This window comes from Caulobacter hibisci (assembly GCF_016135805.1).
Taxonomy (GTDB): domain Bacteria; phylum Pseudomonadota; class Alphaproteobacteria; order Caulobacterales; family Caulobacteraceae; genus Caulobacter; species Caulobacter hibisci.
Genome location: NZ_JADWOX010000022.1, coordinates 61283 through 85821, shown reverse-complemented (window position 1 = coordinate 85821; position 24539 = coordinate 61283). Strand labels below are relative to the sequence as shown.

The 24539-nt window shown below is 69.7% G+C and carries 26 protein-coding genes and 2 pseudogenes; 10 read left to right on the top strand and 18 right to left on the bottom strand.

Annotation, left to right across the window (positions count from 1 at the left end; translation table 11 throughout):
* Positions 1 to 50 precede the first annotated feature (50 nt).
* Both I4Q42_RS22790 and I4Q42_RS22785 read left to right on the top strand, forming a co-directional pair.
* On the top strand, positions 51 to 827 hold the full coding sequence (locus I4Q42_RS22790; RefSeq protein ID WP_198578384.1) for a PhoH family protein: 777 nt from the start codon (positions 51 to 53) through the stop codon (positions 825 to 827).
* A gap of 101 nt (positions 828 to 928) precedes the next feature.
* Positions 929 to 2920 carry an OPT family oligopeptide transporter gene (locus I4Q42_RS22785; protein ID WP_198578383.1) on the top strand — a complete coding sequence of 664 codons (1992 nt, stop codon included), beginning with the start codon at positions 929 to 931 and terminating at the stop codon, positions 2918 to 2920.
* Between the two features lie 229 nt (positions 2921 to 3149).
* Here the strand turns inward: I4Q42_RS22785 and I4Q42_RS22780 are convergent, their stop codons facing one another.
* Entirely contained in the window at positions 3150 to 3833 is a 684-nt protein-coding gene (locus I4Q42_RS22780) for a GNAT family N-acetyltransferase (protein ID WP_198578382.1), read from the bottom strand.
* A gap of 106 nt (positions 3834 to 3939) precedes the next feature.
* Between I4Q42_RS22780 and I4Q42_RS22775 the strand changes: the two genes are divergently transcribed.
* The gene (locus tag I4Q42_RS22775; RefSeq protein ID WP_198578381.1) at positions 3940 to 4800 is read left to right on the top strand and encodes a hypothetical protein; all 861 of its coding nucleotides are present in this window, start codon (positions 3940 to 3942) and stop codon (positions 4798 to 4800) included.
* Here I4Q42_RS22775 and I4Q42_RS22770 read toward each other — a convergent pair.
* On the bottom strand, positions 4791 to 5402 hold the full coding sequence (locus I4Q42_RS22770; RefSeq protein ID WP_198578380.1) for a TetR/AcrR family transcriptional regulator: 612 nt from the start codon (positions 5400 to 5402) through the stop codon (positions 4791 to 4793). The two genes, I4Q42_RS22775 and I4Q42_RS22770, sit on opposite strands and share 10 nt — an antisense overlap.
* A gap of 88 nt (positions 5403 to 5490) precedes the next feature.
* On the opposite strand from I4Q42_RS22770, the gene I4Q42_RS22765 reads away from it, so the two are divergent.
* The gene (locus tag I4Q42_RS22765) at positions 5491 to 6753 is read left to right on the top strand and encodes an MFS transporter (protein WP_198578379.1); all 1263 of its coding nucleotides are present in this window, start codon (positions 5491 to 5493) and stop codon (positions 6751 to 6753) included.
* Between the two features lie 194 nt (positions 6754 to 6947).
* Here the strand turns inward: I4Q42_RS22765 and I4Q42_RS22760 are convergent, their stop codons facing one another.
* Positions 6948 to 7154: a DUF3126 family protein gene (locus I4Q42_RS22760; RefSeq protein ID WP_198578378.1), complete on the bottom strand. Its 207-nt coding sequence runs from the start codon at positions 7152 to 7154 to the stop codon at positions 6948 to 6950.
* 106 nt (positions 7155 to 7260) lie between these two features.
* Entirely contained in the window at positions 7261 to 8172 is a 912-nt protein-coding gene (locus I4Q42_RS22755) for a LysR substrate-binding domain-containing protein (RefSeq protein ID WP_198578377.1), read from the bottom strand.
* 71 nt (positions 8173 to 8243) lie between these two features.
* Here I4Q42_RS22755 and I4Q42_RS22750 point away from each other — a divergent pair, with 71 nt between their 5' ends.
* Positions 8244 to 8384, top strand: coding sequence for a hypothetical protein (locus tag I4Q42_RS22750; RefSeq protein ID WP_198578376.1), 141 nt, complete (start codon positions 8244 to 8246; stop codon positions 8382 to 8384).
* Between the two features lie 6 nt (positions 8385 to 8390).
* Here I4Q42_RS22750 and cysE read toward each other — a convergent pair whose 3' ends face one another.
* The gene (gene cysE / locus I4Q42_RS22745) at positions 8391 to 9221 is read right to left on the bottom strand and encodes a serine O-acetyltransferase (RefSeq protein WP_198578375.1); all 831 of its coding nucleotides are present in this window, start codon (positions 9219 to 9221) and stop codon (positions 8391 to 8393) included.
* A 70-nt stretch (positions 9222 to 9291) separates the two neighbouring features.
* Positions 9292 to 9949 (bottom strand): annotated as a pseudogene (locus tag I4Q42_RS22740) (NUDIX domain-containing protein).
* Between the two features lie 37 nt (positions 9950 to 9986).
* Here I4Q42_RS22740 and I4Q42_RS22735 point away from each other — a divergent pair.
* Positions 9987 to 10604, top strand: a complete 618-nt coding sequence (locus I4Q42_RS22735; protein ID WP_198578373.1) for a nitroreductase family protein — start codon at positions 9987 to 9989, stop codon at positions 10602 to 10604.
* A 130-nt stretch (positions 10605 to 10734) separates the two neighbouring features.
* Here I4Q42_RS22735 and queF read toward each other — a convergent pair whose 3' ends face one another.
* On the bottom strand, positions 10735 to 11190 hold the full coding sequence (gene queF, locus I4Q42_RS22730; RefSeq protein WP_198578372.1) for a preQ(1) synthase: 456 nt from the start codon (positions 11188 to 11190) through the stop codon (positions 10735 to 10737).
* A 92-nt stretch (positions 11191 to 11282) separates the two neighbouring features.
* Here queF and I4Q42_RS22725 point away from each other — a divergent pair, with 92 nt between their 5' ends.
* Positions 11283 to 12086, top strand: a complete 804-nt coding sequence (locus I4Q42_RS22725) for an SDR family NAD(P)-dependent oxidoreductase (protein ID WP_198578371.1) — start codon at positions 11283 to 11285, stop codon at positions 12084 to 12086.
* Between the two features lie 246 nt (positions 12087 to 12332).
* Positions 12333 to 13025: a TorF family putative porin gene (locus tag I4Q42_RS22720; RefSeq protein WP_198578370.1), complete on the top strand. Its 693-nt coding sequence runs from the start codon at positions 12333 to 12335 to the stop codon at positions 13023 to 13025.
* Positions 13026 to 13089: 64 nt separating this feature from the next.
* Here the strand turns inward: I4Q42_RS22720 and I4Q42_RS22715 are convergent, their stop codons facing one another.
* The 10 genes from I4Q42_RS22715 to sfsA form a co-directional block, all read right to left on the bottom strand.
* On the bottom strand, positions 13090 to 13722 hold the full coding sequence (locus tag I4Q42_RS22715) for a cysteine hydrolase family protein (protein ID WP_332873137.1): 633 nt from the start codon (positions 13720 to 13722) through the stop codon (positions 13090 to 13092).
* On the bottom strand, positions 13719 to 14780 hold the full coding sequence (locus tag I4Q42_RS22710) for an LLM class flavin-dependent oxidoreductase (RefSeq protein WP_198578369.1): 1062 nt from the start codon (positions 14778 to 14780) through the stop codon (positions 13719 to 13721). The genes I4Q42_RS22715 and I4Q42_RS22710 overlap by 4 nt, the downstream gene beginning before the upstream one ends.
* Positions 14781 to 14871: 91 nt before the next feature.
* Complete coding sequence (locus I4Q42_RS22705) at positions 14872 to 16158, bottom strand: MFS transporter (protein WP_198578368.1); 1287 nt, start codon at positions 16156 to 16158, stop codon at positions 14872 to 14874.
* Positions 16158 to 18548, bottom strand: coding sequence for a TonB-dependent siderophore receptor (locus tag I4Q42_RS22700; RefSeq protein WP_198578367.1), 2391 nt, complete (start codon positions 18546 to 18548; stop codon positions 16158 to 16160). Before I4Q42_RS22700 ends, I4Q42_RS22705 begins: the two co-directional genes overlap by 1 nt.
* A 176-nt stretch (positions 18549 to 18724) precedes the next feature.
* Entirely contained in the window at positions 18725 to 19393 is a 669-nt protein-coding gene (locus I4Q42_RS26225; RefSeq protein ID WP_198578366.1) for an RES family NAD+ phosphorylase, read from the bottom strand.
* The gene (locus tag I4Q42_RS22690; RefSeq protein WP_198578365.1) at positions 19390 to 19914 is read right to left on the bottom strand and encodes an MbcA/ParS/Xre antitoxin family protein; all 525 of its coding nucleotides are present in this window, start codon (positions 19912 to 19914) and stop codon (positions 19390 to 19392) included. The genes I4Q42_RS26225 and I4Q42_RS22690 overlap by 4 nt, the downstream gene beginning before the upstream one ends.
* An 82-nt stretch (positions 19915 to 19996) precedes the next feature.
* Positions 19997 to 20689 carry a GntR family transcriptional regulator gene (locus I4Q42_RS22685; RefSeq protein ID WP_198578395.1) on the bottom strand — a complete coding sequence of 231 codons (693 nt, stop codon included), beginning with the start codon at positions 20687 to 20689 and terminating at the stop codon, positions 19997 to 19999.
* Between the two features lie 169 nt (positions 20690 to 20858).
* On the bottom strand, positions 20859 to 21689 hold the full coding sequence (gene map, locus I4Q42_RS22680) for a type I methionyl aminopeptidase (protein WP_198578364.1): 831 nt from the start codon (positions 21687 to 21689) through the stop codon (positions 20859 to 20861).
* A 122-nt stretch (positions 21690 to 21811) separates the two neighbouring features.
* The gene (locus tag I4Q42_RS22675) at positions 21812 to 22189 is read right to left on the bottom strand and encodes a phage tail protein (protein ID WP_198578363.1); all 378 of its coding nucleotides are present in this window, start codon (positions 22187 to 22189) and stop codon (positions 21812 to 21814) included.
* Positions 22190 to 22201: 12 nt separating this feature from the next.
* A complete protein-coding gene (sfsA, locus tag I4Q42_RS22670) occupies positions 22202 to 22915 on the bottom strand; it encodes a DNA/RNA nuclease SfsA (protein WP_198578362.1) in 714 nt (237 codons plus the stop codon).
* 35 nt (positions 22916 to 22950) lie between these two features.
* Here sfsA and I4Q42_RS26695 point away from each other — a divergent pair.
* Positions 22951 to 23051: pseudogene (locus tag I4Q42_RS26695) on the top strand (hypothetical protein); the annotation flags it as partial.
* An 18-nt stretch (positions 23052 to 23069) separates the two neighbouring features.
* The gene (locus tag I4Q42_RS22665) at positions 23070 to 23822 is read left to right on the top strand and encodes a competence/damage-inducible protein A (protein ID WP_198578361.1); all 753 of its coding nucleotides are present in this window, start codon (positions 23070 to 23072) and stop codon (positions 23820 to 23822) included.
* On the opposite strand, the gene I4Q42_RS22660 is transcribed toward I4Q42_RS22665, so the two are convergent.
* Positions 23819 to 24196, bottom strand: coding sequence for a helix-turn-helix domain-containing protein (locus I4Q42_RS22660; RefSeq protein WP_198578360.1), 378 nt, complete (start codon positions 24194 to 24196; stop codon positions 23819 to 23821). The two genes, I4Q42_RS22665 and I4Q42_RS22660, sit on opposite strands and share 4 nt — an antisense overlap.
* Positions 24197 to 24539: the final 343 nt, after the last annotated feature.

The window sequence follows — 24539 nt, the reverse complement described above, 5'->3', positions numbered from 1 at the left end:
ATCGACCCAAGGACGACGCCTCACGGGCCTCGTCCTTTTTTCATGCCTGAATGGAGGCTTTGATGACCAAGCGAGCCCTGAAGCGGATGGTGCGCGAGGGCGCGGACGACCGCTATGACGACGCCAAGGTGCGTCGCCTGCCGGTGGAGCATCGCGGCGGCTGGTCGCCGCTCGGCGACGCCGACAATGCGCCGAGGGATCAAAGCTACATCAAGACGATAAAACCAAAATCGCCGGGCCAGGCCCAGCTGATGGAGGCCATGGACGCCAAGAACCTGGTTCTGGCGCTGGGTCCAGCCGGCACCGGCAAGACCTATCTGGCCATCGCCAAGGCCGTCGAGGCCCTGGAGGCCGGCCGGGTCAACCGCATCGTCCTCTCCCGCCCCGCCGTCGAGGCCGGGGAGTCGATCGGCTACCTGCCGGGCGACATGGAAGACAAGCTGGCCCCCTATCTGCGCCCGCTCTACGACGCCCTGACCGATCGCCTTTCGGTCAAGCGCATGCGGGCCCTGATGGCCGAGGGGGCCATCGAGATCGCCCCGGTCGGCTTCATGCGCGGCCGCACCCTCAACAACGCCTTCGTGGTCATCGACGAGGCCCAGAACTGCACCTACATGCAGCTCAAGATGCTGCTGACCCGCCTGGGCTGGCACTCGACCATGGTCGTCACCGGCGACCCGAACCAGTCCGACCTCTTGCCGGGCATCTCGGGCCTGGGCGACGTGGCCGACCGCTTCGAGGCGATGGCCAATATCGCCGTCGTCCGCCTGGAAGACCGCGACATCGTCCGCCATCCCCTGGTGGCCGAGATGCTCGGCGTTCTGTGACCCTTATTCTGTAATTTCATAACACTTCATGCCCTCTAGGGCTTGAGTATGGGGCGGTCGGACTGCAAGGTCCGGCCGCCTTAACTGTTTTGGGACCCTTCATGTCCGATGCCGCCGCCGCCCCACGTTCGGAGTTCACCCTCCGCGGCGTGTTCCTGGGGATCCTGATCACCGTCGTCTTCACGGCCGCCCAGGTCTATCTGGGCCTGAAGGTCGGCCTGACCTTCGCCACCTCGATCCCCGCCGCGGTGATCTCGATGGCCCTGCTGCGGGCCTTCAAGACCTCGACCATCCAGGAAAACAACATCGTCCAGACGATCGCCTCGGCGGCCGGCACCCTGTCGTCGGTGATCTTCGTGCTGCCGGGCCTGCTGATGATCGGCTGGTGGTCGAACATCCCGTTCGTGGCCACCTTCGGCATCTGCGCCGTCGGCGGCATCCTGGGGGTGATGTACACGATCCCCCTGCGCCGGGCGCTTGTCACCAACTCCCCCCTGCCCTATCCGGAAGGCGTCGCCGCCGCCGAGGTGCTGAAGGTCGGGGCCGGTTCGCGCGAAGGCGCGGCCGAGGGTAAGGCAGGCCTCTGGGCCGTCATCGCCGGCACCCTGGCTTCGGCCGCCTTCGCGGCGCTTGGCGCGGCCAAGATCTTCGCCGCCGAAGTGGCCACCTATTTCAAGGTCGGCAAGGGCGCGACCGGCATGGGCGCCTCCAGCTCGCTGGCCCTGATGGGCGCGGGCCACCTGATGGGCATCACCGTCGGCGTGGCCATGTTCACCGGCCTGTTCATCGCCTGGGCCGTCCTGGTGCCGATCCTGACCGGCGTGTTCCCGGCCGAGGCCGGCATGACCATCGCCGACCACGCCCTGAAGGTCTGGTCGACCAAGGTCCGCTTCCTGGGCGCCGGCGTCATCGGCGCGGCCGCCATCTGGACCCTGGGCAAGCTGGTGGTTCCGATCTGGCGCGGCCTGGTCTCGGCCTTCGAGGCCGGCAAGGCCCGCCGCAGCGGCGCCGGCGACATCCCGCGCGTCGAACAAGACATCCCGCTGGCCATTGTCGGCCTGGTCTCGATCGCCCTGCTGGCGCCGGCCGGCTGGCTGCTGGCCAGCTTCGCCCTGGCCGGCCCTGCCGCGAGCATCGCCCTGCCGCTGACCCTGATGGCCGTGGCCTATCTGGTGTTCGCCGGCCTGCTGGCCGCCGCCGTCTGCGGCTACATGGCCGGCCTGATCGGCTCGTCCAACAGCCCCGTCTCGGGCATCGCCATCCTGACCGTTCTGGGCGCCTCGCTGCTCGTCGGGGCCATCGGCCGCGGCCTGATCGGCCCGGACGCCGCCAAGGCCCTGGTCGCCTTCGCCCTCTATGTCACCGCCACCGTCCTGGCCGTGGCCGTGGTTGCCAACGACAACCTGCAGGACCTGAAGACCGGCCAGCTGGTCGACGCCACCCCGTGGAAGCAGCAGACGGCCCTGGTCATCGGCGTGCTGTCGGGCGCCGTGGTCATCCCGTTCGTGCTGGACCTGCTGGCCCGCTCCAACGGCTTCGTCGGCGCGCCCAACCTGCACGTCGTGCCAGGCGCCGAGCCCCTGGCCGCGCCGCAGGCGACCCTGATCTCGACCCTGGCCAAGGGCGTCATCGGCCATAACCTGCAATGGGACCTGCTGGGCGTCGGCGCCCTTATCGGCCTTGCCCTGGTGGTGGTCGACATCGTCCTGCGCCGCGCCAGCAAGGACCGCTTCAGCCTGCCGCCGCTGGGCGTCGGCCTGGCCATCTACCTTCCGAGCGCGGTGACCGCCCCGGTGGTGGTGGGCGCGGTCGCCGGCTGGATCTTCGAGCGCGTGGTCGCCAAGGACCGCAAGGCCGAGGTCGCCAAGCGCCTGGGCGTGCTGATCGCCTCGGGCTTCATCGTCGGCGAGAGCCTGTTCAACGTGGCCCTGGCCCTGCTGATCGTCTCGACCAACAAGGGCGCGCCCCTGGCCATCGCCACCCCGCCGCCCGAGCACCTGGGCATGATCATCGCCCTGGTCGTCGCGGCGATCACGGTGATCGGCCTCTACGCCTGGTGCCGCGTCCAGGCGCGGAAAACCGAAGAGGCCTGATCGGCTTCATCGCTGAAGACCAAGACCCCGGAAGCAGCCGCTTCCGGGGTCTTTTTCATTCCGGCGCCGGTACTCGCAGGCTTTGATTTTTTCACCGAGCATCCCCGCGAAGGCGGGGATCCAAGCCGAGTTCGCAGATCCTCCACGGCCGCGCCCCATCCTGAAAGTCCGCTTGGATCCCCGCCTTCGCGGGGACGGGCGGATTTGTGGGGAGGCAGGTAGATGAGAGCTAATCCGCCGACAGTACCGTGAACCACAGGTCCGCGCGGCGCTCGAACCCCAGGGCCTGGTAGAGCGCGTTGGCGCCGGCGTTGTCGGCGTAGCTGTGCAGGAACGGCGTCTCGCCGCGCGCCAGGATCTTGCTCGCCACATGCGCCATCAGCCCGGCCGCATAGCCCCTGCCCCGGAAGTCCGGACGCGTGCAGACGCCGCTGACCTCGGTGAAGCCGTCGGGCCGCAGCCGCTCGCCGGCCATGGCCGCTAGTTCGCCGCCGACCTTCACGCCGACGAACGCGCCCAGCTGATGGGTGCGCGAGAAGAACGGCCCCGGCTTGGTCAAGGTGGCCAGGGCCAGCATCTCGGGCGCGTCGGCGTCGGACAGGGCGATGATCTCGAAATCGACGGGCTTGAGCGGCGTGATCGCCTTGGCCGCCATCTGCCAGCAGAGGGCGCTGGAGAGCACGGTCGTTCCGGGAATGGGCGGCGGTTCGACCAGCTCCACGAAGCCGGACGGCCCATGCGCGCGCACCAGCGCGGCTAGGTCCGCCAGGCTCTCCGCCGTCTCCTCGGCCACGGCGGCGAACAAGCCGAAGTTCGGATCCATCCGCAGGGCCCCGCCGCTAGCGATCGCCAGATGCGCCTGCCGGCCGGTGAGGCTGGACCAGACGGGACGGTCGAGGGGGTGAGCGGCCATGGCGATTCCGAAGGGTCGGGACGAAAGCGGAAGCTTTGCAGAGGTGACCGCCGCCCTCATAGCGATCTAGGATTGCAGCGCCCGCCCGTCACCCGGAAAGATGTCGATGAAGCTCTTCCCCGCGCTCGCAACCGGCCTCCTAGCGGCCCTCGCCTCCGCTCCGGCCTCGGCGCGCGGCGTGCCGCCACCGCCGATGCTGACCCCGCCGGAACTGAAGCAGCCCATCGACGGCTACGACATGAGCGGCCCGTACGAGCTGTGGCGGCACTGGATCGAAGCGCGCAAGGGGCCGGTGATGGACGCCCTGCTGGCCGCGCCCGAACCGCCGCCGCCCGGCGAGCAGGCGTTCGGCGCGACCCCGCTGCGCTTCAAGGCCCATTGGGACCTCGGCCGCTTCACCACCGGCGACGCCCAGGTCTACTGCCGGCCCAAGTCGCCCTACGGCTTCGACCAGGCGACGTGCCACGTCGTCCTGCGACGCGTGCAGATTCCCGACGACGTCGGCGGACTGGGCGGTCCCAACATCCTGTCGCGGTGGATGCAGGCCAATTTCGACGCCCCAGCCCTCGCCCGCCACCTGCGCGCCGAGGGGGTCGAGCCGGGCGCGAACTGGTGGCGCGTCGATCGCGCGCGGATGTTCGCGGCCTCGCCCTCGCCCGACGCCGCGCTGAAGGCCGCGGCCCGCCTCGACCGGGTGGATTCCCGCGACTGCCCGGCCATGGCCGAGGCCTTCGCAAATCTGGACACGTCCAGCATCGACCTACGCTTCGACATGACCGGCGTCGGCGACGACTTGGTCGGCAAGGCGCCCGCGCCGCACTCGAACTTCTGGACCTACACCCTCAGCGTTCGCGGCGACAAAGGCCTCACCACGATCGAAACCGACAGCTGGCGGATCGGCGACCTCGTCATTCCGATCCTGAAAGCCGCCGAGGCCTGCGCCAAGGCCAAGCCGCCTCAGCAGTAGGCCGCGATCAGGGCCCTGGCCGCGCCGACGCAGGCCTTGGCCGGCTTGTCGTCGCCGTCGAACATCTGGCTGGAGGTGAAGACCCCTTCGATCAGCAGCAGGAAGGCGTCGCCCAAGGAGGCCGGATCGCTCGCGCCCATCTCGGCGGCCTTGGCCCGCAGCCGCTGGCGCAGGTCTTCCTTGTGAGCTTGCGAGACCATGCGGCCCACATGCTGGCGATCGGGATATTCCACCGCCGCGTTGCTGAGCGCGCAGCCGCGATAGTCGTCGCCGACCGACCGCGCGGCCAGCCCCTCGAAATAGGCGACCATCTGGGCCTTGGGGTCGCCCGGAAAGGCGTCTTCGGCCGAGCGGAACCGATCCCAGAACCCCTCCTCCACCTCGCGCAGCACCGCGGCGACCAGGTCGTCCTTGGACTTGAAGCTGCGATAGAGGCTGGGCTTGGTCACCCCGGCCTTGCTGACGATCTCGTCCACCCCGACGGCGCGGATGCCCTCGCGGTAGAACAGGTCGCGGGCCGTCTCGAAGATCTTCTCGGCCGCTCGCGCCGCCGGCGCGTAGGGCTGGAGGTGAAGGGGCGCGTCGGCGTCGGTTTTCGTCATCGGGTACAAGGCCTCTTGACGATGTTACTAACCGGTACGTACAAGACCATCAAGACCCGTACCGATCGGTTACATCCGGAGTCAGGACATGATCCGCCGCCCCTTCGGCCGCAACTACGCCTTCGTCGTGGCCGGTGTGACCTTCCTGGCCCTGCTGGCCGCCGCCGGCCTGCGCGCCGCGCCGGGCGTGCTGATCCTGCCGCTGGAAAAGAGCTTCGGCTGGGATCGGGGCACGATCTCGCTGGCCGCCGCCATCGGCATCTTCCTCTACGGCCTCACGGGCCCCTTCGCCGCCGCCCTGATGCAGTCGTTCGGCGTGCGCCGCACCGTGGCCCTGTCGCTGGTGCTGATGGCCGTCTCCACCGGGCTTTCGGCCTTCATGACGGAGAGCTGGCACTACGTCGCCACCTGGGGCGTGCTGGCCGGCTTCGGCAGCGGGGCCGTCGCGATGGTGCTCGGCGCGACCATCGTCAATCGCTGGTTCGTCGAACGGCGCGGCCTGATGCTGGGCCTGTTGACCGCCGCCACGGCCACCGGCTCGCTGATCTTCCTGCCGGCCATGGCCTTCATCGCCGAGCACGGCGGCTGGCGCCCGGTGGTGCTGACCGTCGCCGCCGTCGCCGCGATCATGGCCCCGATCGCCTGGCTGCTGATCCCCGAACGCCCCGCCGACATCGGCCACAAGCCGTTCGGCGCCGGCGACGACTGGGTGGAGCCGCCGCGCGGCTCGGCCTCGAACGCCCTGGCCGGCGCCTTCGGGGCCCTGGCGCGGGCTGGCAAGACCCGCACCTTCTGGTTGCTGTTCCTGGGCTTCTTCATCTGCGGCCTGACCACCAACGGCCTGATCGGCGTGCACATGATCGCCTTCTGCGGCGACCGCGGCATGCCCGAGGTCCGCGCCGCGGGCCTGCTGGCGCTGATGGGCTTCTTCGACCTCTTCGGCACCACCGCCTCGGGCTGGCTGACCGACCGCTACGACCCGCGCAAGCTCTTGTTCGTCTACTACGCCCTGCGCGGCCTCTCGCTGATCTACCTGCCCTATTCGGACTTCTCGATCGTCAGCCTGTCGGTGTTCGCGGTGTTCTACGGCCTCGACTGGATCGCCACCGTGCCGCCGACCGCGCGCCTGGCCACCCAGGCCTTCGGCGACCGCGACGGCCCGATCGTGTTCGGCTGGATCGCCGCCGGTCACCAGCTCGGCGCGGCCACGGCGGCCGTCGGCGCGGGCCTGATCCGCGCGGCCCAGGGCCAGTACGTGCAAGCCTTCGTCCTGGCCGGCGTCGCGGGCCTGATCGCGGCGGGGGCGTCGCTGCTGATCCGCCGCGAGGTCAAGGCGATGGCGGCGGTTTGACCTTCCCTACTCCGTAAAACCCCCGCGAAAGCGGGGGCCCAGGTGTTTTATCGTCGAGCGCCCAGCCTTTCAGAAAAAGCCTGGGTCCCCGCTTTCGCGGGGATTTTACGGGGTTAGGGTAGCCCCCAAACGAAAACGGCCGCCCCGACGATATCGGAGCGGCCGCTTTGCGGGCCCGGTCGGGCGCGAATAGCCTATTCGAGATCTTCGGCCAGGATGGCCATCTCGAACATGTACGAGCCGTCCTCGTCCTCGTCCTGGAACAGGACGCCGATGAATTCGCCCTTCACCTCGACCTCGGCCGAGTCCTTCTGCTTAGGACGGGCCTTCACGACGATGTGCGGGTTGCCGAAGGTGCGCTTCAGGTGGGCTTCAAGCTTGGCGATGGCGGCGGCGTCCACGGGGGGCTCCTGATCTTGTTATGGGGCTCTCGCCCCCGTGGGGCGGAATGGCGGGAAACTAGAGGTCTCGGGCGCAAAGTGTAAGGCCTTTTGCGCAGCGGCCGGCTCAGGTCTGTTGAGAAAACGGCGGCGGCGCGGTCGCCCGGCCCTGCTCCACCAGCCAGTCGCGGAAGCGCCGGGCCCCGCGCGAGGCGCCGGTCTTGGGCGTCAGGGCGCACAGCAGCGTCGGTTCGGCCGCCATGCCCAACGGCGCTGTCAGGCGTCCCGCCGCCAGGTCCCGCTCGGCGAAGGCGTAGGGCACCACCGCCGCGCCCAGGCCGGCGGCGGCGGCCTCGATCATGTAGAAGTAGTGGTCGAACTCCCGCACTAGGCCCGGCGCCGGCAGGTCTAGTCCCGCGGCCTTCGCCCACTGGTCCCAGCTGTGCAGGTAGGTGCGGGTGTGCAGGCGCGGCAGCGCCGCCAGGTCCGCCGCCGTCCGCACGCGCGCGGCCAGTTCCGGCGCCACGACGGGCCCGACGAAGGTCTCCAGGAACGGCGTCGCCTCGGCGTCCGCCGACGCCGGCGCGCCGGGATCGCGCATCCGGATGGCCAGATCGACGCCGTCGGCGCGGAAGTCGAACGGCCCGTTGGACTCGGCCACCCGCACCGGGGTGTCGGGGAACCGTTCGAGAAAGTCGGGCAGGCGCGGGATCAGCCACTTCATGGCGAAGGTCGGCAGGCACGAGACCACGGTCGGCCGGGGCTCGTCCTCAGGCGGGCGCGGCACGGCCTCGTCGAGGATGTCGAAGGCCCGCGTCAGGCCCTCGGCCAGCTTGAGCCCCGCCTCGGTCATGACCAGGCGGTTGCGTGGCCCCTCGGTCAGGGGCACGCCCAGGTGATCCTCAAGCTGGCGGATCTGGCGGCTGACCGCGCCGTGGGTGACGCACAGCTCGTCGGCGGCCAGGGTCATGCGCCCGCGCCGGCCGAAGGCCTCGAAGGCGCGCAGGGCGTTCAGCGGCGGCAGCGGACGTCGAGCCATGTGATCAAACCTCACAGACCTCGACCGATAAGTCGTTAGCCGCGCCCAGGCAACCGCCGGATAAGCGGAGCATGGAAAAGCACGGCAAACGGTCGCCGATCGGCGCGGCGCAGTGGGCGGCGGTGGCGGCCCTGTGGGCGCTGGCGCTCTACGGGATGACGGCCAAACCGGCGCCAAAGCTTGAGACGGCGCAGCTGGTGGCGTGCCGGTAGACGCCCCTAGATCACGTAGTCGTACACCACGTCGGCCAGGGTGTGGTCCATGGTCCGGGCCGGTTCTTCGCAGGTGGGGCAGTTGACCAGGCGGGCAGGCACGCCGGCGGCGGTGCAGTGCGGCGGGATGGGCTTGAGCACCACCGAGCCCGAGGCCACCTTGGCGTATTCGCCGACGGTGATGTTGCCCAGCACCTTTGCGCCCGCGCCCAGCAGCACGCCCTTGCCGATCTTCGGGTGGCGGTCGCCGCGCTCGGCGCCGGTGCCGCCCAGGGTCACGCCGTGCAGCATCGAGACGTCGTCGCCGACCACCGCCGTCTCGCCGATGACGATGCCGGTGCCGTGGTCGATGAACACGCCCGCCCCGACGCGCGAGGCCGGGTGGATGTCGACCTGGAAGACCTCGCTCGCCCGGCTCTGCAGATAGAAGGCCAGGGTCTCGCGACCGCCATTCCACAGCCAGTGCGAGACGCGGTGGGTCTGCAGGGCCAGGAAACCCTTGAAGAACAGGAAGGGCTGAACATAGCCCTTGGTGGCCGGATCACGCTCGAATACCGCGCGCAGGTCGGCCTCGGCGGCGGCGACCAGGGCCGGGTCGCTTTCGAAGGCCTCGGCGGCGAATTCACGGGCGGTCATGGCCCGCATCTCCTGGTCGCCGAGCTTGCGGGCCAGCTGGAAGGTCAGGGCGTCAGCCAGGTTGTCGTGGCTGAGGATCACGGCGTTGAGCAGCGAGGCCAGGGCCGGCTCGGCCTTGGCGGCGTGTTCGGCCTGATTGCGCAGGGCGGCCCAGACGGGCGGCGCGGCGCGCTCGGTCACGACTTCCAGATGCTTGGCCACGGGGCTCTCCCTTCCCGGCGGAGACTAGAGCATATTTATTCAAAACGCCCTAGCCGAACAGTCGGCGCGGCTATCGCGCCAGGACCAGCGTGGCCAACTCGGCCGGCAGCTCGCCCACGGACGCCATATGGTGCACCCGGAGCAGTAACGCCACCGTCAATGAATCCGGCATCCGCCCAGTGACCGCCGCGTTCAGCGCCTCGCCGAACGGCACGCGGGCCACGGCCAGGTCCTCGGTCTCGTCGGGCGCGGTCTCGGTCGGCGACAGGCTGAGGGCCAGGAAGCCGTAGGCGATCTCGTCGGTGACCGAGTTGGACAGCTCCATGGTCAGGATCGGTCGCCAGTCGGCGGCGACCAGCCCCACTTCCTCGGCCAGCTCGCGCTTGGCGCCGTCCAGCGGATCCTCGCCCATCGGCGCGCCGCCCTCGGGCAGTTCCCAGCTGTAGTTGGCGCGTGAGAAGCGGTTCTGGCCGACCAGGGTCACCGTGCCGTCGGCGTGCAGCGGCACGACGCCTATCGCCTGGTTCTTGAACGAGACCTTGCCATACAGGGCCGGACGCCCTGTCGGCGCCACGGCCTGGTATTCCGTCACCGCGATCCAGGGATTGTCATAGACCACCTCGGCGCTGGCGACGGACCACGGCTTTCCGTGCGGCTTCAACCAGATTGGATCGTCGGACATGGGCTCTCGATGGGCTCTCGACTTGTGCCGGCCGCGCGGCGGCCATAGGTGACCTTGCCTTAGCTTGCTTTCAGGAGATCGTCTTGGCCGGTTCTGTTCCCCCCGCCCCCGAATTCGGCGAAACGATCACGATCGAACCCGCGCCCGAGGTGCTGGCCTTCCTGGCCCGCCGCCGTTCGGCCTCGGCCATGGCCCTGGTCGCGCCGGGACCCAGCGAGGAAGAGCTTGCCGACCTGTTGCGCCTGGCCGTCCGCGTGCCCGACCACGGCAAGCTGGCGCCCTGGCGGTTCGTGCTGCTGCGCGGCGAGGCCAAGGCCGCCTTCGCCGCGAAGATCGCGCCGCTGGCCGCCGACCAGGCCAATCCGGTCAAGGCCACCGCCGCCATGCGCAAGCTGACCACCCCGCCCCTGGCCATCGCCGTCATCGCCCGCCCGCTGTCGGACGAGGTGCCCAAGTGGGAACAGGTGATGAGCGCCGGCGCGGTCTGCACCCAGCTGCTGCTGGCCGCCTCGGCCATGGGCTACGGCGCCAACTGGATCACCGACTGGTACAGCTTCGACGAACGGGCCCTGGCCATCCTCGGCGTGGCCGAGGGCGAACAGGTCGCCGGCTTCCTCTATGTCGGCACCACCGCCGAACAGCCCCAGGAACGCCCGCGGCCGGACGTGGCGGCGATCACCAGCGAGTGGACGGAGAACTAGGACGCCTGCGGCGTCCCCCTCCGGCCCTCTGGGCCACCTCCCCCAGAGGGGGAGGATCTATGCCGAGCAGATGCTCCCCCTCTGGGGGAGCTGTCGGCGAAGCCGACTGAGGGGGCCCGCCGAAGGCGGTTCACCCCCGGCCGCGATAGGCCGGCACGCCTTGCTCGGGGACCCACAGGCCTTCCGGCGCCGGGCCGGTCTGCCAGAACACGTCGATCGGGATGCCGCCGCGCGGATACCAGTAGCCGCCGATGCGCAGCCAGCGGGGCTTGGCGACCTCGACGATCTTGCGGCCGACCTTGACGGTGCAGTCCTCGTGGAACGAGCCGTGGTTGCGGAAGCTGGTCAGATAGAGCTTCAGCGACTTGCTCTCGATCAGCCAGTCGCCCGGCGCATAGTCGATCACCAGGTGGGCGAAGTCGGGCTGGCCGGTCACCGGGCACAGCGAGGTGAATTCGGGGGCCACGAAGCGGGCCAGGTACAGCACGTCGCTCTGCGGGTTGGGCACGGCCTCGAGGACGGCGGCCTCGGGGCTGTCCGGCGCGGAGACGGTCTGGCCCAGTTGGGTCACGGAAAGTTCGGTCATGGCGGCGATTTAGGCTCCCTCCCCCCGCGAGACAAGCGCCGAGGCCCCGGCTACGGTGTCGCAAACAGGCGTTCGAACGCGGGAGGATGGTCATGACGGGTCGGGACTTCGACGGCTTCACGGTGGTGGTCACCGGCGCCTCCACGGGCCTTGGACGGGCGATCGCGGTCGAGACCGCCCGCCGCGGGGCAGGCCTGGTGGTGATCAACTTCGCCAGCAGCGGCGAGGCCGCCGAGGAGACCGCCTGCCAGGTCGAGGCCCTAGGCGCCAAGGCCGTGCTGGCCCAGGGCGACGTCGCCGACGACGCCGACTGCCGGCGGATCGCGGAGGCCGCCGCGCCGTCGGGCCGCATCGACGCCCTGTTCAACAATGCCGGCGTCACCAAGTTCGCCCCGCGCCACGAAGACCTCGACGCGGTCGACGCCGAGGACTTCCTGCGGCTCTATTCGGTCAATGTGGTCGGGGCCTTCCAGATGGTGCGGGCGGCCCGCGGCCTGCTGGAGGCCGCGCCCCAGCCCGGGGCCGTGGTCAACACCAGCTCGATCGCCGGGGTGATGGGCAACGGCTCGTCGGTGCCCTACGCCGCCTCCAAGGGCGCGATGACCACCATGACCCTGTCGCTGGCCCGCGCCCTGGCGCCGAGGATCCGGGTCAACGCCATCTGCCCCGGCTTCATCGACACCCCGTGGTTCGGCAAGGCCATGGACGAGGCCCGCGTCGATCGCCTGCGCGCCGGCGCGGCGGCGGCCACGCCCCTGCAGGTGGCCTCCAGCGCCGAGGACGTGGCCGGGGCGGCGGTGTTCCTGGCCTCGCCCGCCGCGCGCCATGTCACCGGCGAAACCCTGCTGGTCGACGCCGGCCTGCATTTGGGCGCGGCGTCGCTGGCGATGCGCTGAAGCCGCAGGTAAACGAAAACAGTCGAAGAACGGCAACTGTGGCCCTGAGGGCCGCGAATGAAGCAAATTCGTCACACTTGCTCAAACTTTAGCCGACCCCTGTTCTTAACGCTGGCGCTGTCGTCCTGCGGATTGCAACTAGAGCTCGGCCCGCAGTTAATCCTGACTTGTGAACTGACGCGCTTGCAGGCGCCGCACATGTTGGGACCAAACTCCCGGCGGGCTAACAAAAAGGGGATAGCACGGATGAAGTTCTTCAAGCTTGCGCTGGCGGCCGCCGCCGCGACCGCCGCTCTCAGCGGCGCCGCCATGGCCGAGGAAGTCAGCCTCTCGTACAACGTCGGCATCGCCAGCGACTATGTGTTCCGCGGCGTCAGCCAGACCCAGGAAGACCCGCAAGTGTTCGGCGGCGTCGATCTGGGCTACGGCATCGGCTACGCTGGCGTCTGGGCCTCGAACGTCGATTTCGGCACCAGCGACCCGTCGATCGAAGTCGACCTGTACGGCGGCATCAAGCCGACCGTCGGCGACGCCACCCTCGACTTCGGCGTGCTCTACTACGGCTACAGCGAAGACAAGGGCCTGACCCCCGGCAAGTTCAGCTACACCGAGCTGAAGGCCGCCGTCTCCAAGCCGGTCGGCAAGGTCACCCTCGGCGCCGCCGTCTACTGGTCGCCGGAATGGCCGGGCGACCTGGGCAGCGCGACCTACGCCGAAGTGAACGGCTCGGTTCCGCTGAGCGAGAAGTTCTCGCTGAGCGCCGCCCTGGGCAAGCAATCGATCGAAGACGCCGCCGACTACACCACCTGGAACGTCGGCGTCGGCTACGCCCTGACGGAAAAGCTGGCCCTGGACGTCCGCTACTGGGACACCAGCGAGCATGACTTCGGCGACATCTACAAGTCGCGCGTCGCCGTCTCGCTGAAGGCCGCCTTCTAAGCCAAGGCCCTTCGCCGAACGAACGAGCCGCCCGGGTTTCGCCCGGGCGGCTTTTTCGTGGGCCTCAGCGCCACACCGCGTTCACCTCGGACGAGCCGAGGATCAGGGCGAAGGACAGGCCCAGGCTCTTCAACGCCCCCTCGTGCAGGTCCGGCTCATAGGCCGCGCAGGCGTCGTTGATGACGAAGACGTTGTAGTCGCGATGGAAGGCGTCGCGCACGGTGCTGTCGACGCAGCATTCGGTGGTCAGGCCGCAGACCAGCAGGGTGTCCACGCCCCGCGCCCGCAGCTGGGCGTCGAGGTCGGTGCCGACGAAGGCGCTGTAGCGCGGCTTGCCCACCACCAATTCGCCCGCCCGCGGCAGCGGGCCGTAGAAGTCGGCGCCCGGCGTATCCTTGCGGCAGATGGCGCGCTCTATCTCGGGATCGCCGCCGCGTCGGCGCATGCGCTCCAGCATCGCCGGCGGGTCGCTCTCGGGCGTCGTCTCCAGCCCGACGAACACCACCGGCGCCCCGACCTCCCGCGCCAGATCGGTCAGCCATTCGGCCGTTTCCAGGGCCCGGCCCACCGCCGACAGGTCGACCCCGAAGCGGCCGATCACCCCGTCGGGCGCGGCGAAGTCCACCTGCATGTCGATGACCAGCAACGCCGTCCGCGACGGCGCGATCCAGTCGACGAGGCCCCGGTCACTGGTCACGAATAGGCCTCCCGCAGGCCCGGCAGGATCTGCGCGCCGAACATCGACAAGCCGGCCTCGTAGTCGGGGAAGATCAGCATCAGTCCATCCAGCTCGCAGGTGTCGATCAGGTCGCGGATCCGCGCCCCGCAGGTCGCCGGGGAGCCGATCACCGTCCGGGTCATGAACGCCCCCTGCTTGGCGGCGGCCGCGGCCAGGCGCTCGGGCGGCACGCCCCAGTGCGACAACATGGTGGTGACCGCCGCCATGTCCACCCCGCCGCGATAGCGGTCGGCCAGGGCCTCGGCGTCGGCGTCGCTGTCGGCGTGGACGATGGTGCACATGGCGTAGGTGCGGATCGATCGGCCCAGCTCGCCCGCCCGCGCCTTGGCCCGGCGGCTGGCGTCGCGCAGGGCCGCCTCGTCCTCTCCGCCGATGAAGCAGGCGTCGGCCTCGGCCACGGCGAAGGCGAAGCCGCGCTCGGAGACGCCGGCGCAGATCAGGTCGGGCCGGGGCGCGCTGACCGGCTTGGGCTTGGAGCGGCAGTCCTCCAGCGTGAAGAAGCGCCCCGCGTGGCTGACGCTGTCCTCGGTCCACAGCCGCTTGACCAGCCGCGTCCACTCCTCGGCCAGGGCGTAGCGGTCGTCGTGGCCGAGGGCGTCGTCCCAGGCGCTCATCTGGGCGAACTCGTCGCGATAGGCGCCGGCGACGATATTGAGGCCGGCCCGACCGCCGCTGATGTGGTCCAGCGTGGCGATCATCTTGGCCGCCACGGCCGGGTTCTGCAGCAGCGGATGCAGGGTGGCCCAGATCTTCACGCGACTGGTGGCCTCGGCCAGGGCGGCCATCAGGATCACCGATTCCAGGGCCGCGCCCCAGTGATCGGTCTCGCCGCCGAAACCGCGGAACTTGGCCATCGACATGATGAAGTCGAGGCCGATCTGGTCGGCCAGCACGGCGGCGGCGCGGTTCTGGGCGTAGAGGCCGTCGATCGGCGGCGTCGTCTTCGAGACGATCCAGCCGCCATTGGCCACGGGCAGGAAGACGCCGAACTCCTTGCGTCCGCCTTCGTGCGCCATCGTCGCCTCCCGCCGCCGTCCCTTCGACAATCGGGGGACGAGTCGGCGGTGACCATAGCCGAAAAGGATGACGTTGCGAGACCGGCGAGGCTCAGGGCGCCGGGGCGGCCTCCGCCTCGGGCGCGGTCGCCGCGCGGGGCTTGGGCGGACGCATCAGCAGGGCGGCCACGAAGATCACCACGGTCAGGGCGGCGAACAGCTCGAAGGTCTGGGTGAAGCCGCCCAGCCGGTCGCGCATGAAGCCGCCGATGAACGGGCCCGCCGCCGACACCGCGCCCACCAGGCAGACCAGCGAGAACAGCTCGACATTGTTCCTGCGGCCAAAATAGTTGAGCAGCAGCAGGCTGACCGCCAGCACCGTCAGGCCGAACCCCAGGCCCACGCCCACGGCGTAGAGCGCCTGCAACGGCAGGGTCGTGGCCCGCGACAGGGCCAGCAGGCCGACGACCAGCAGGCCCTGGGCCAGGGCCAGCAGCCAGCGCGGATCGACCCGGTCGCCCACGGCGCCGCCGGCCAGGCGCGCGACAACCTGCATCAGGCCCTCGGCGCTCAGCGCGCCGGCCGCCACCACGCCGGCCACGCCCAACTGGGTGAGGTGCGCCTGGGTCAGGCTGGCGGCGGTGACGCCGGCCAGCAGATGGCTGAAATAGGCCGCCACCAGGATCGCGAACTGCGGGGTGCGCACCGCGTCGCGGACGCTCCAGTCGTGGTCGGTGCGATAGACGCGCGGATGGGCCGGGGCCGACTTGGCCTCGGCCGCGGTCAGGCGGTCCATGGCCGCGCCCGCTTCCTCCAGCCACTTGGGACCGCCGACCACGGCGGCGCAGACCAGGCCCAGCACGCCGATCACCGCCGCCTGCAGCGCCCAATAGACCCGCCATTGGCCGTCGAAGGCGCCGAGCGTGGCCAGCACCATCAGCGGTCCGGCCACGCCGCCCAGGGCGCCGCTGGTGAAATAGATGCCGAACGGCAGGGCCCGCTGGCGGAAGATCGCCGACAGCACATAGGTGCCCGGGATCAGGGCCGCGGCCTGGAAGCCGACGCCCAGCAGGGCCGTGGCCAGGAAATAGGCCGGCAGGCTCTGCACCCTGGCCAGCAGGGCCAGGCCCAGGGCCATCACCGCCGCCCCGGCCACCAGCGTCGCGCGCACGCCCCAGCGGCGGATCAGCATCGTCGGCAGCCAGGACGAGGCCCCGGTGGCCACGCCCATCACCGAAAAGCCGAGGAAGGCGTGCTCCCAGCTCCAGCCCAGCTGCGGAACCATGGACGGGATCACCACGCCCAGCGACGAATAGGTCGCCGCCGTGATCAGGAACAGCAGCAGCGAAAAGGCGCCCAGCAGCAGCCAGGGGCGATGCTGGATCCGGACGTGGGCCATCAGAAGCGCCTCGCGAGGGTGACCCGCCACTCCCGCCCCTTGCCGGGCAAGGCCGCGAGGTTGGCGTAGGTGTCGGCGACAGGGGTGAAGTAGAGCTCGTCGAACAGGTTGTCGATGTTGAGCGTGGCCGTATAGGGGCCGTACTCGTAGGCCACCGAGCCGCTGACGACGGCATAGGCCGGATAGACCACCGCGTCGGGAACCGTGCCCGAGGTCTTGGTCACGTGCGTCACGCCGAGCGTGGCGAAGATCTTGCCCCAGTCATGCTGGTCCGAGGTGTAGGCGCCATACAGGCTGACCACCGACTTGGGGATCAGGGTGTAGTCGTAGTCGCCCGGCCGGATGCTGGAAAAGTCCCAGACCACATAGGCCCCGCCATAGCCGTTCGCGCCGCTGACGCCCGCCGTATAGACCGGGATGTACTGGAACGACTTGTCCGGCCCCTTCACCGTCGTGTGCTGGCTGTTGCCCGAGAAGGTGAAGCTGAAATGGTCGCTGGCCAGCCAGCGCACCTCCAGCTCGACGCCCTTGGCCCGCGTGCCGGTGGGCGTCGCGTTGATCCCGGTCAGCTGGGTGCGGTTCTGGCGATAGCCGGCCAGGGAGCCGATCAGCGCCCCCTTCAGCCACTGGAACTTGACGCCCGCCTCGGCCAGGTCGCTGTCCGACAGCCAGGCGTCGCTGGCGTCGGCGACTAGGCCCGGCGCGATGTCGCCGGCCTGGCTCATCTCCAGCGCCGAGGTTTCGGCGTAGGTGATGTAGGGCATCAGGCCGAAGGGCGCCTTGTAGCTGGCGCTGGCCGTATAGGTCCCCTTGCCCTTGGCCGCCTTCTGCACGCCTGCGACGGTGTAGGACAGGAAGCCCGTGTCTTCCGACGTCACGTCGTAGTCGTCGTAGCGGCCACCCAGCATCAGGTTCAGCTTGTCGCCGATAGCGATGTCGGTGGTGAAGAACACGCCGGCCTGCGTCCAGTTGGAGTGGTTGTCGTTCTCCCACTGAACCCCGTCGCCGGGATTGAACGGACTGCCGATGATGTCGGTGGCGGATGCGCCGGCCGACAGGTCGCGGCGGTCCAGGGCGATCAGGCCGCTGTTGAAGCTCTCGCGCCGGCGGCCGTCGAAGCTGTGATAGGACGCGCCGACGAAGGACTGGGCCCGCACCGCACCGTCCAAGGCCTCGTTGCGGAAGTCCCAGGTCAGGCGAGCCTCCCAGACGTCGCTGTCGAACCAGGCCGGATAGCCGTAGGAGACGAAGCGCTTGTTCTCCAGGGCGTCGTAGAACAGCTGCAGCTTGACCGAACTGTCGGGCGACAGCTTGCGGCCGATGTCGAAATAGAGGGTGTCGGTCGCCGTCTTCGAGAAGTCGGCCTTGGAAACATAGACCGTGCGCGGCGACAGCTTGGTCGTGCCCAACCCGGTGTCCAGCGTGTGCTTGGCGTCGCTGTCGGGATAGCCGAAATAGGCCAGGTACAGGGCGCTGGCGTAGGGGTAGTAGCCGATCTCGCTGGGCGTCAGCCGGCCGTTGCCGTCGCTGTCGGCCAGGCTCGTATCCCGCCCGGTGATGTAGGTCCCGTTGTCGATCAGGTCCTGGGTCAGGCGGTTCCAGCCGACGGTCTGCACGTCGCCGTTGGAGCGATAGATCATCCCGCCCAGCGCCGTGCTCCAGCCGTTCCCCAGGTCGAAGTCGGCCGAGACCTGCCCAGTCCGGCGCTTGGGATAGATCCCGTGGTAGAAACTGTGGCTGTCCTCGACCTCGCCATAGAGGTGGACCCCGCCGATCACCTTGCCCAGGTTCACCGGCAGGCCGACCTGTGCGGTGGCGTCCTTGGCGTTGTAGCTGCCGTAGGTGAGGGTGACCTCGCCCTCGGGCCGCTCCAGATAGCCGCCCTCGCCCTTCCCGGACTTGGGGATGAAGTTCAGCATGCCGCCGACCTTGCCCGAGCCGTAGATCGGGGTCGGCGGGCCGCGGACGATCTGGATCTGCTCGGCAGCCCCGATCGGCGTCGAATAGGTGCCGCGGTTCTCGATGCGCTTGAAGCCGCGGAAGTAGTTTTCCGCCAGGGTGCCGCGAATGTTGAGGGCGCCCGGCACGCCGTAGAAGCTGGCCGTGTAGGTTCCCGGCGACACCGCCGTCAGGTCGTCGATGGTGGCAACGCCATAGCGTTGCAGGGTCAGGTCGGAGACGAAGCTGGCAGAGCGCGGCGTCTCGATCAGCGGCTTGTCCAGCCCGAACACCGTGTCGTTGGGGCGCTTTTCCAGCAGCCCCGCATTGCGATCACGCGCCGTCACCACCACCGCATCGACTTCCGTCAGTTGGTCGGCGGCCTGGGCGGCCTGGCCCAGGGCCAGCGCGCCGAGGGCTACGGAAACGAGAAGGACGGCGCGAGGCGACATGGTGGGCGAACTCCGGCGAGCGGGAAGCCCCGCTGCACCGCACCAAATGGTGGCGATACGCCGTTCGTCAAAATGCGTTCTGACATTTTACATTAGATTGCGAATGCCCTGTGTCGCGAAAGCCTCACTGTTGGCGGGATGTTCCGCCGGCTGTCGCCGGCGCGCCACACCGGGCCTCAGGCCGCCAGCCGACGGGCCTCTATGCGGCGCGAGCCGGCCTCGACCCGCAGGTCGTAGTGATCGCCCTGGACGACGTCTTGAACATTGCGCGGGCGATGGGCGACCACGTTGAGGCCGCCCGCGTGCCGCAGGCTGTCGAACAGGATCCCCGCCCCGCCGGACGCCCGCACGGCCTCCCCCAGAACTTGGCCGGCGGCGTAGTCGTCGCTGGCATAGATGTCCGGCCGGGCCGCCCGCAGGCCGCGAAGGTCGAGATAGTCACCCTCCAGCCTGGCCGAATAGACGCGGTACTGGCGGCTGAGCACGCCGGCTCCGGTAGCGACCGCCTCGCGCCGCAGGTGGTGGGCCACCTCGGCCACCGCCGTGACCAGCTTGGCGGCGGCGTACCAGGCGCCAAGGTCAGGACCGTTGAAACGCATGCCGCCTGGCGCCACGTGCAGGAACGACGCCATGACGATGCTGGCGTTCAGCCGGCCATAGACCCGCTCCGCCACCGGCAGCCGCGCGATGCGCTCGGCCACCAGCCGGTCGTTGGTCCAGCCGGCCAGTTCCATCACCGCCTCCAGGTCGGCCGTCGTCGCCACCGTGTCGAACAGGCCGATCGGCGGAAAGCGCGACGGGATCAGGCGATAGCTCGGCTGGGGCGCCGCGTGGGGCTCGCTCACGAGAAGACGATCTCGGCGTCGTCATAGGGGCGGAAGTCGCGGTCGAGCTCGCCCGGCGGCATGTAGAGCCCGCCCCGGGCGGCGTCGAGGAAGCGGCGCACGCTGATCAGCCCGTCCTGGGTTCCGCAGGCGAGCAGCGCCAGCGGCGGCCGCCCTCCGAACAGCGGCGCGGCATGCGGCGCGCGCAGCCATGCGACGCCGTCCCGCTCGCTGGCGTACAGCACGCCGAGGGCCTGATGAACGCCGAGCACGGCCGAGATCCGCACCAGCATGTCCAGGTCCAGCGTGACGTCGCGATGCGCGCGCACCGCCTTCACCCAGTTGTAGTAGGTCGACCGCGACGGCAGGCCCAGCACCAGCAGGCGCTCGTCCTCGGACAGGCCCCACAGGTCGGCGATCGCCAGGAAGGTGCGCAAGCCCGGGCCGCTCAGCCGGCGGCGGTTGGCGGGCGAGAAGCGCGACAGGTCCAGCACGTCCGGACCGGCGGCGACTTCGACGGGTTGGCGTTTGGCGACGGGCATCCAAGTCTCCATCCAGATCGGAATATAGTCCAAATCTGGACTGGATGTAAGGGCGCGCTGGTTTCCCCTTATGGGATACGGGTCAGGCCTCGACCTGCGGCCGCTGCACGGCCTCGGGCGTCACGCTCAGCACCCGCATCATCGCGGCCTTGGAGCCTTCGACGTCGCCGCTGGCGATGATGGCGGCGACCTCGCGGTGCTGGTCGATGTCGGCCATCAGTTCGGCCTCGGTGGCCCCGCCGAACGAGAACACCCAGAAGCGGGCGGCCTTGTGCTGCAGGGGGATCAGGATCCGGGCCAGGGCCAGGTTGCCGCCGGCGCGGGCGACGGCGGCGTGGAAGCGCTGGTCCATGGCCACCAGGGCCGGCAGGTCGCGGGCCTTGGCGGCTTCTTCGGCGCCGTCGAACACGCTTTTGAGGGCGGCGATGTCGGCCTTGGAGGCGTTGCGGGCGGCTAGGGCCGCGCAGTGCGGCTCGATCAGGGCCCGGGCCTCGTAGCCCTGGCGCAGGTCGACGAGGTCCAGCGGCGCCACCGTGGTGCCCGAGCGGGCGCGGCGGATGACCAGGCCTTCCAGGGCCAGGCGCCCCAGAGCGTCGCGCACACCGGCGAGCCCGGCGTCGTAGCGCGCCGCCAGCGATTGCTCGTCCAGCCGTGCGCCGGGCGCCAGTTCGCCCAGGATCAGGTCGAGCAGGATCTTCTCGTAGACCTTGGCCTTCTGCAGGTCGGGCGACCAGTCTTCCAGGCCCGACGACGAGCAGACGTCCAGCACCAGCATCCGCGAGCGGGCGCCGCCCCCAGCGACGTTGTAAGGGGCGTCGTCAGGGGCGCGAGGGACCGAGGGCTGGCGCACGAAAAGGCTCCCGAAGGTTGTGTCTTCGGACTGATAGGTAAGCTGAAATGTCAGTTTCGCCTAGTGGCTACGCACCCGTAAGGGCGCGCGGGTTCTAAACGCCCTGCATCGGCGGCTGGAACAGGCCGGTCGGCGAGGCGGTGAACACCTCGCAGCCGTCTTCCGTGACGCCGATCGAGTGCTCGCACTGCGACGACAGCGACTTGTCGCGGGTCACGGCCGTCCAGCCGTCGCCCAGCACCTTCACCGCCGGCTTGCCCAGGTTCACCATCGGCTCGATGGTGAAGAACATGCCCGCCTTCAGCACCGCGCCCTGGCCCGGACGGCCGAAGTGCAGGATGTTGGGGGCGTCGTGGAACACCTTGCCCAGGCCGTGGCCGCAGAAGTCGCGCACGACGCTGCAGCGCTGGGCCTCGACATAGGACTGGATGGCGTGGCCGATGTCGCCGAGGGTCGCGCCCGGCTTCACCACCGCCAGGCCGCGGGCCAGGCTCTCATAGGTGATGTCCACGAGACGACGGGCGCGCGGCCCGACGTCGCCGACGCCGTACATCCGCGAGGTGTCGCCGTGCCAGCCGTCGACGATGACGGTGACGTCGATATTGGCGATGTCGCCCTCGCGCAGGGTCCAGTCGCCGGGGATGCCGTGGCAGACCACGTGGTTGCGCGAGATGCAGACGGTCTTGGGATAGCCGCGATAGAACAGGCAGGCCGGCAGGGCGCCGTTGTCGAGGATGAACTCGCGGGCCAGCGTATCCAGGTGATCGGTCGAGACGCCCGGCACGACGTGCGGGATCAGCATGTCCAGGCACTCGGCGGCCAGGCGGCCAGCCTTGCGCATGCCCTCGAAATCTTCGGGCTTGTGGATCTTGATCTGGCCCGTGCGGGTCTCGGTCTCGATCTCGAAGGCGTCGTCGAGGGTCATGGGCGGTCCGGTCTCAAAGCGGCGGCGCGGCCGCGAGGGCGCGCCGGGATACGGGTGTCGGTCGGGCTTATGTCGCCACTATAGCACGAAAGTTCAATGCGCGTCCGCCCCGGCAAGTTCGCCTAGACGATGCGGCTGAGGCTGGAGAGGCCAAGCTCGAGCGCCTCGATCGCGGCCGCGCCGTCCGAACCAAGGCCAGACGCCGCTTCGCACCTGATCGGCCAGGCGTCGCGCACCGTCCACCGCGCGCCCTCGTCGCCGTCATGGTCGATCAGACACAAGACGCCGGACCTGCGGACGCCCGGCGCGTCGGGACCGGCCTTAACCGCCAGGGCCCGCCAGTCATGCAGATAGGAGGAGAGCGCCACGCCCAGCGACAGCGTCAGAACGCCGGCCTCGGCGACGGGCAGCGCGGCGCGGGTGAAGGCCGCGACCGTGACGCCTTCGATCATCAGGCGAAACGGAAAGGCCCCGTATGGATCGTGCCCGGCCGCGCCCATGCCCGCCTCCCGCTAGCGCCGCCAGGCGATCGGCCGCGCGATCCTGATCTCTTCCGTGCTCATGGCGCAGGCCCAGACCATCACCTCCACCCCCGCCTCGGCGGCGACGTCCAGCCCTCGGGCGAAGGCTGGATCCAGCTCGCGGCAGGCCGTGAATTCTTCGCAGTCCTCGCGCTGCACCACGAGCAGGGCCACGGCTCTGTGCCCTTCGGCGACCTGGGCGGCGAGGTCTTCCAGGTGGCGGGTCGAGCGGGCGGCCTTGCAGTCGGGGAACTCGGCCAGGCCGGCGGTGCGCGACAGGTGGACGTTCTTGACCTCCAGCCAGCACGGCGGCCGGTCGGGATCGGTGAGCAGGAAGTCCACCCGGCTGGCGGCGGCGTACTTCACCTCGGGGCGGATGTTGGCGTAGCCGGTCAGTTCGGGGATCGTCCCGGTGGCCAGGGCCTCGGCGACCAGCTTGTTGGGCAGCATGGTGTTGACGCCCACCAGGCCGGTCCCGTCCGGCCCAGCCGCCTCGACCAGCTGCAGCGTCCAGGCCAGCTTGCGCTTGGGATCGTCCGACCACGACACCCACGCCCCCTGCCCCGGCAGGTTCACCCCCAGCATGGCGCCGGAGTTTGGGCAGTGCGCGGTGACCTCGCGCCCGTCGTCCAGCACCAGGTCGACGAAGAAGCGCTTGTAGCGCTGAACGATGCGGCCGTGGGTAAGCGGTTGCGGCAGAAGCATGCGGAGCCTAAGTCGGAACGTGAACCTGAGCTGCTTTGCGCAAAGTCCTCGTCCTTCGACAAGCTCAGGATGAGGACTTTGAACGAACGGCCGCCACATTCGTCCTCACCCTGAGCCCGTCGAAGGGCGAGGACGCTGCAAGGAGTCCTGACGTATGGTCGATCGCGTCACCGCCGCCGTGCTGATCATCGGCGACGAGATCCTGTCGGGCCGCACCCAGGACGTGAACCTGAACGCCATCGCCAAGTACCTGGCGACCTACGGCGTCGACCTGGCCGAGGCCCGCGTGGTGCCCGACATCGAGCAGGAGATCGTCGAGGCGGTCAACGCCCTGCGCACCAAGTACGACTACGTCATCACCACCGGCGGCATCGGCCCGACGCATGACGACATCACCGCCGACTCGGTGGCCAAGGCCTTCGGGGTGACGGCGCCCGAGCATCCCGAGATCATGGCCCTGCTGCGCGAGCGCTGGGGCGAGCCCAACGCCGCCCGCCGCCGCATGGCCCACGTGCCCGAGGGCGGGACGCTGGTGAAGAACCCGGTGCAGGGCCCGCCCGGCTTCCAGAAGGAAAACGTCTTCGTGCTGGCCGGCGTGCCGGCGATCATGCGCGGCATGCTCGACGACGTCGGCCCGCGCCTGCGCACCGGGGCCGTGGTGGTCGCCACCACCGTGCGCGTCACCGGCACCGGCGAGGGCACGATCGCCGCGCCGCTGGAAGCCGTGGCCAAGGCCCACCCGGACCTGTCGATCGGCAGCTACCCGTTCTTCGCCCCGCCGGACGTCTACGGCGCCAGCCTGGTGATCCGCGGCCGCGATCCGGCCGAGGTGGAAGCCGCGGCGGTCGAGCTGGAGAAGACCCTGGCCGATCTTGGCGTCACCGGCGTGGAGCGGCTGGAGGCCTAGTCCTCCTCGCCGCCCTCGAGCATGGCTTGGGCCAGGCCCACCATGGCCCGCTGGGTCTTGGGGCCGGCCTTGGCGTAGGCGTTCAGCAGGTCCAGCGCGCCCGGCAGGGTCAGGGCTGCCAGCATGCCGGCGCTCTCCTCGGCCGGGGCGTCCTCGCCCACCAGGGTGGCGACCGTGGTCTCCAGCCGGGCGGCGATTCGCACCAGCATCGAGGCCGAGACGCGATTCTCGCCGCGCTCGTACTTCTGGATCTGTTGGAAGGTCAGGCCGAGGGCTTCGGCCAGGTCGTCCTGGCTGATTTTAAGATAGCGGCGGCGAATACGGATGCGGGTTCCGACAGCGAGGTCGATGGGGTCAGGGCCGGCTGGCGTCATCGAGGCTTGTCCGAAGTGCAAAGAACTCGGCTATCTATCGACTTGGCCGTGACAAGCCGCAACGCACTTCCCTCTTAGATCGAGTAGCCTCCATTCGCTCGCCTCCGATGGACCCGTCCGCCCCCCCGCCGCCGGCCTGGAGCTGCTGACCAAGCGCGAGCGCGAAGCCCTGCGCCTGGTCGGCGAGCACCGCCTCTCCAAGGAGATCGGCCCGCTGATGGGGGTCTCCAAGTCGCGCGCCGACGCCCTGGTGGAAAGCGCCTGCCGCAAGCTGGGCGTCAACGGCCGCCGGGCCGCCGCCCGGGTGCTCACCGAGCACGAACGGGGGGGACCGGGCGCCCCC

What these genes read in the sequence shown, in the direction of transcription:
- I4Q42_RS22790 (WP_198578384.1), top strand. Translation starts at nt 51, where the DNA reads ATGGAGGCTTTGATGACCAAGCGAGCCCTGAAGCGGATGGTGCGCGAG.
- I4Q42_RS22785 (WP_198578383.1), top strand. Translation starts at nt 929, where the DNA reads ATGTCCGATGCCGCCGCCGCCCCACGTTCGGAGTTCACCCTCCGCGGC.
- I4Q42_RS22780 (WP_198578382.1), bottom strand. Translation starts at nt 3,833, where the DNA reads ATGGCCGCTCACCCCCTCGACCGTCCCGTCTGGTCCAGCCTCACCGGC.
- I4Q42_RS22775 (WP_198578381.1), top strand. Translation starts at nt 3,940, where the DNA reads ATGAAGCTCTTCCCCGCGCTCGCAACCGGCCTCCTAGCGGCCCTCGCC.
- I4Q42_RS22770 (WP_198578380.1), bottom strand. Translation starts at nt 5,402, where the DNA reads ATGACGAAAACCGACGCCGACGCGCCCCTTCACCTCCAGCCCTACGCG.
- I4Q42_RS22765 (WP_198578379.1), top strand. Translation starts at nt 5,491, where the DNA reads ATGATCCGCCGCCCCTTCGGCCGCAACTACGCCTTCGTCGTGGCCGGT.
- I4Q42_RS22755 (WP_198578377.1), bottom strand. Translation starts at nt 8,172, where the DNA reads ATGGCTCGACGTCCGCTGCCGCCGCTGAACGCCCTGCGCGCCTTCGAG.
- I4Q42_RS22750 (WP_198578376.1), top strand. Translation starts at nt 8,244, where the DNA reads ATGGAAAAGCACGGCAAACGGTCGCCGATCGGCGCGGCGCAGTGGGCG.
- queF (WP_198578372.1), bottom strand. Translation starts at nt 11,190, where the DNA reads ATGACCGAACTTTCCGTGACCCAACTGGGCCAGACCGTCTCCGCGCCG.
- I4Q42_RS22725 (WP_198578371.1), top strand. Translation starts at nt 11,283, where the DNA reads ATGACGGGTCGGGACTTCGACGGCTTCACGGTGGTGGTCACCGGCGCC.
- I4Q42_RS22720 (WP_198578370.1), top strand. Translation starts at nt 12,333, where the DNA reads ATGAAGTTCTTCAAGCTTGCGCTGGCGGCCGCCGCCGCGACCGCCGCT.
- I4Q42_RS22710 (WP_198578369.1), bottom strand. Translation starts at nt 14,780, where the DNA reads ATGGCGCACGAAGGCGGACGCAAGGAGTTCGGCGTCTTCCTGCCCGTG.
- I4Q42_RS22705 (WP_198578368.1), bottom strand. Translation starts at nt 16,158, where the DNA reads ATGGCCCACGTCCGGATCCAGCATCGCCCCTGGCTGCTGCTGGGCGCC.
- I4Q42_RS22700 (WP_198578367.1), bottom strand. Translation starts at nt 18,548, where the DNA reads ATGTCGCCTCGCGCCGTCCTTCTCGTTTCCGTAGCCCTCGGCGCGCTG.
- I4Q42_RS22690 (WP_198578365.1), bottom strand. Translation starts at nt 19,914, where the DNA reads ATGCCCGTCGCCAAACGCCAACCCGTCGAAGTCGCCGCCGGTCCGGAC.
- I4Q42_RS22685 (WP_198578395.1), bottom strand. Translation starts at nt 20,689, where the DNA reads ATGCTGGTGCTGGACGTCTGCTCGTCGTCGGGCCTGGAAGACTGGTCG.
- map (WP_198578364.1), bottom strand. Translation starts at nt 21,689, where the DNA reads ATGACCCTCGACGACGCCTTCGAGATCGAGACCGAGACCCGCACGGGC.
- I4Q42_RS22675 (WP_198578363.1), bottom strand. Translation starts at nt 22,189, where the DNA reads ATGGGCGCGGCCGGGCACGATCCATACGGGGCCTTTCCGTTTCGCCTG.
- sfsA (WP_198578362.1), bottom strand. Translation starts at nt 22,915, where the DNA reads ATGCTTCTGCCGCAACCGCTTACCCACGGCCGCATCGTTCAGCGCTAC.
- I4Q42_RS22665 (WP_198578361.1), top strand. Translation starts at nt 23,070, where the DNA reads ATGGTCGATCGCGTCACCGCCGCCGTGCTGATCATCGGCGACGAGATC.
- I4Q42_RS22660 (WP_198578360.1), bottom strand. Translation starts at nt 24,196, where the DNA reads ATGACGCCAGCCGGCCCTGACCCCATCGACCTCGCTGTCGGAACCCGC.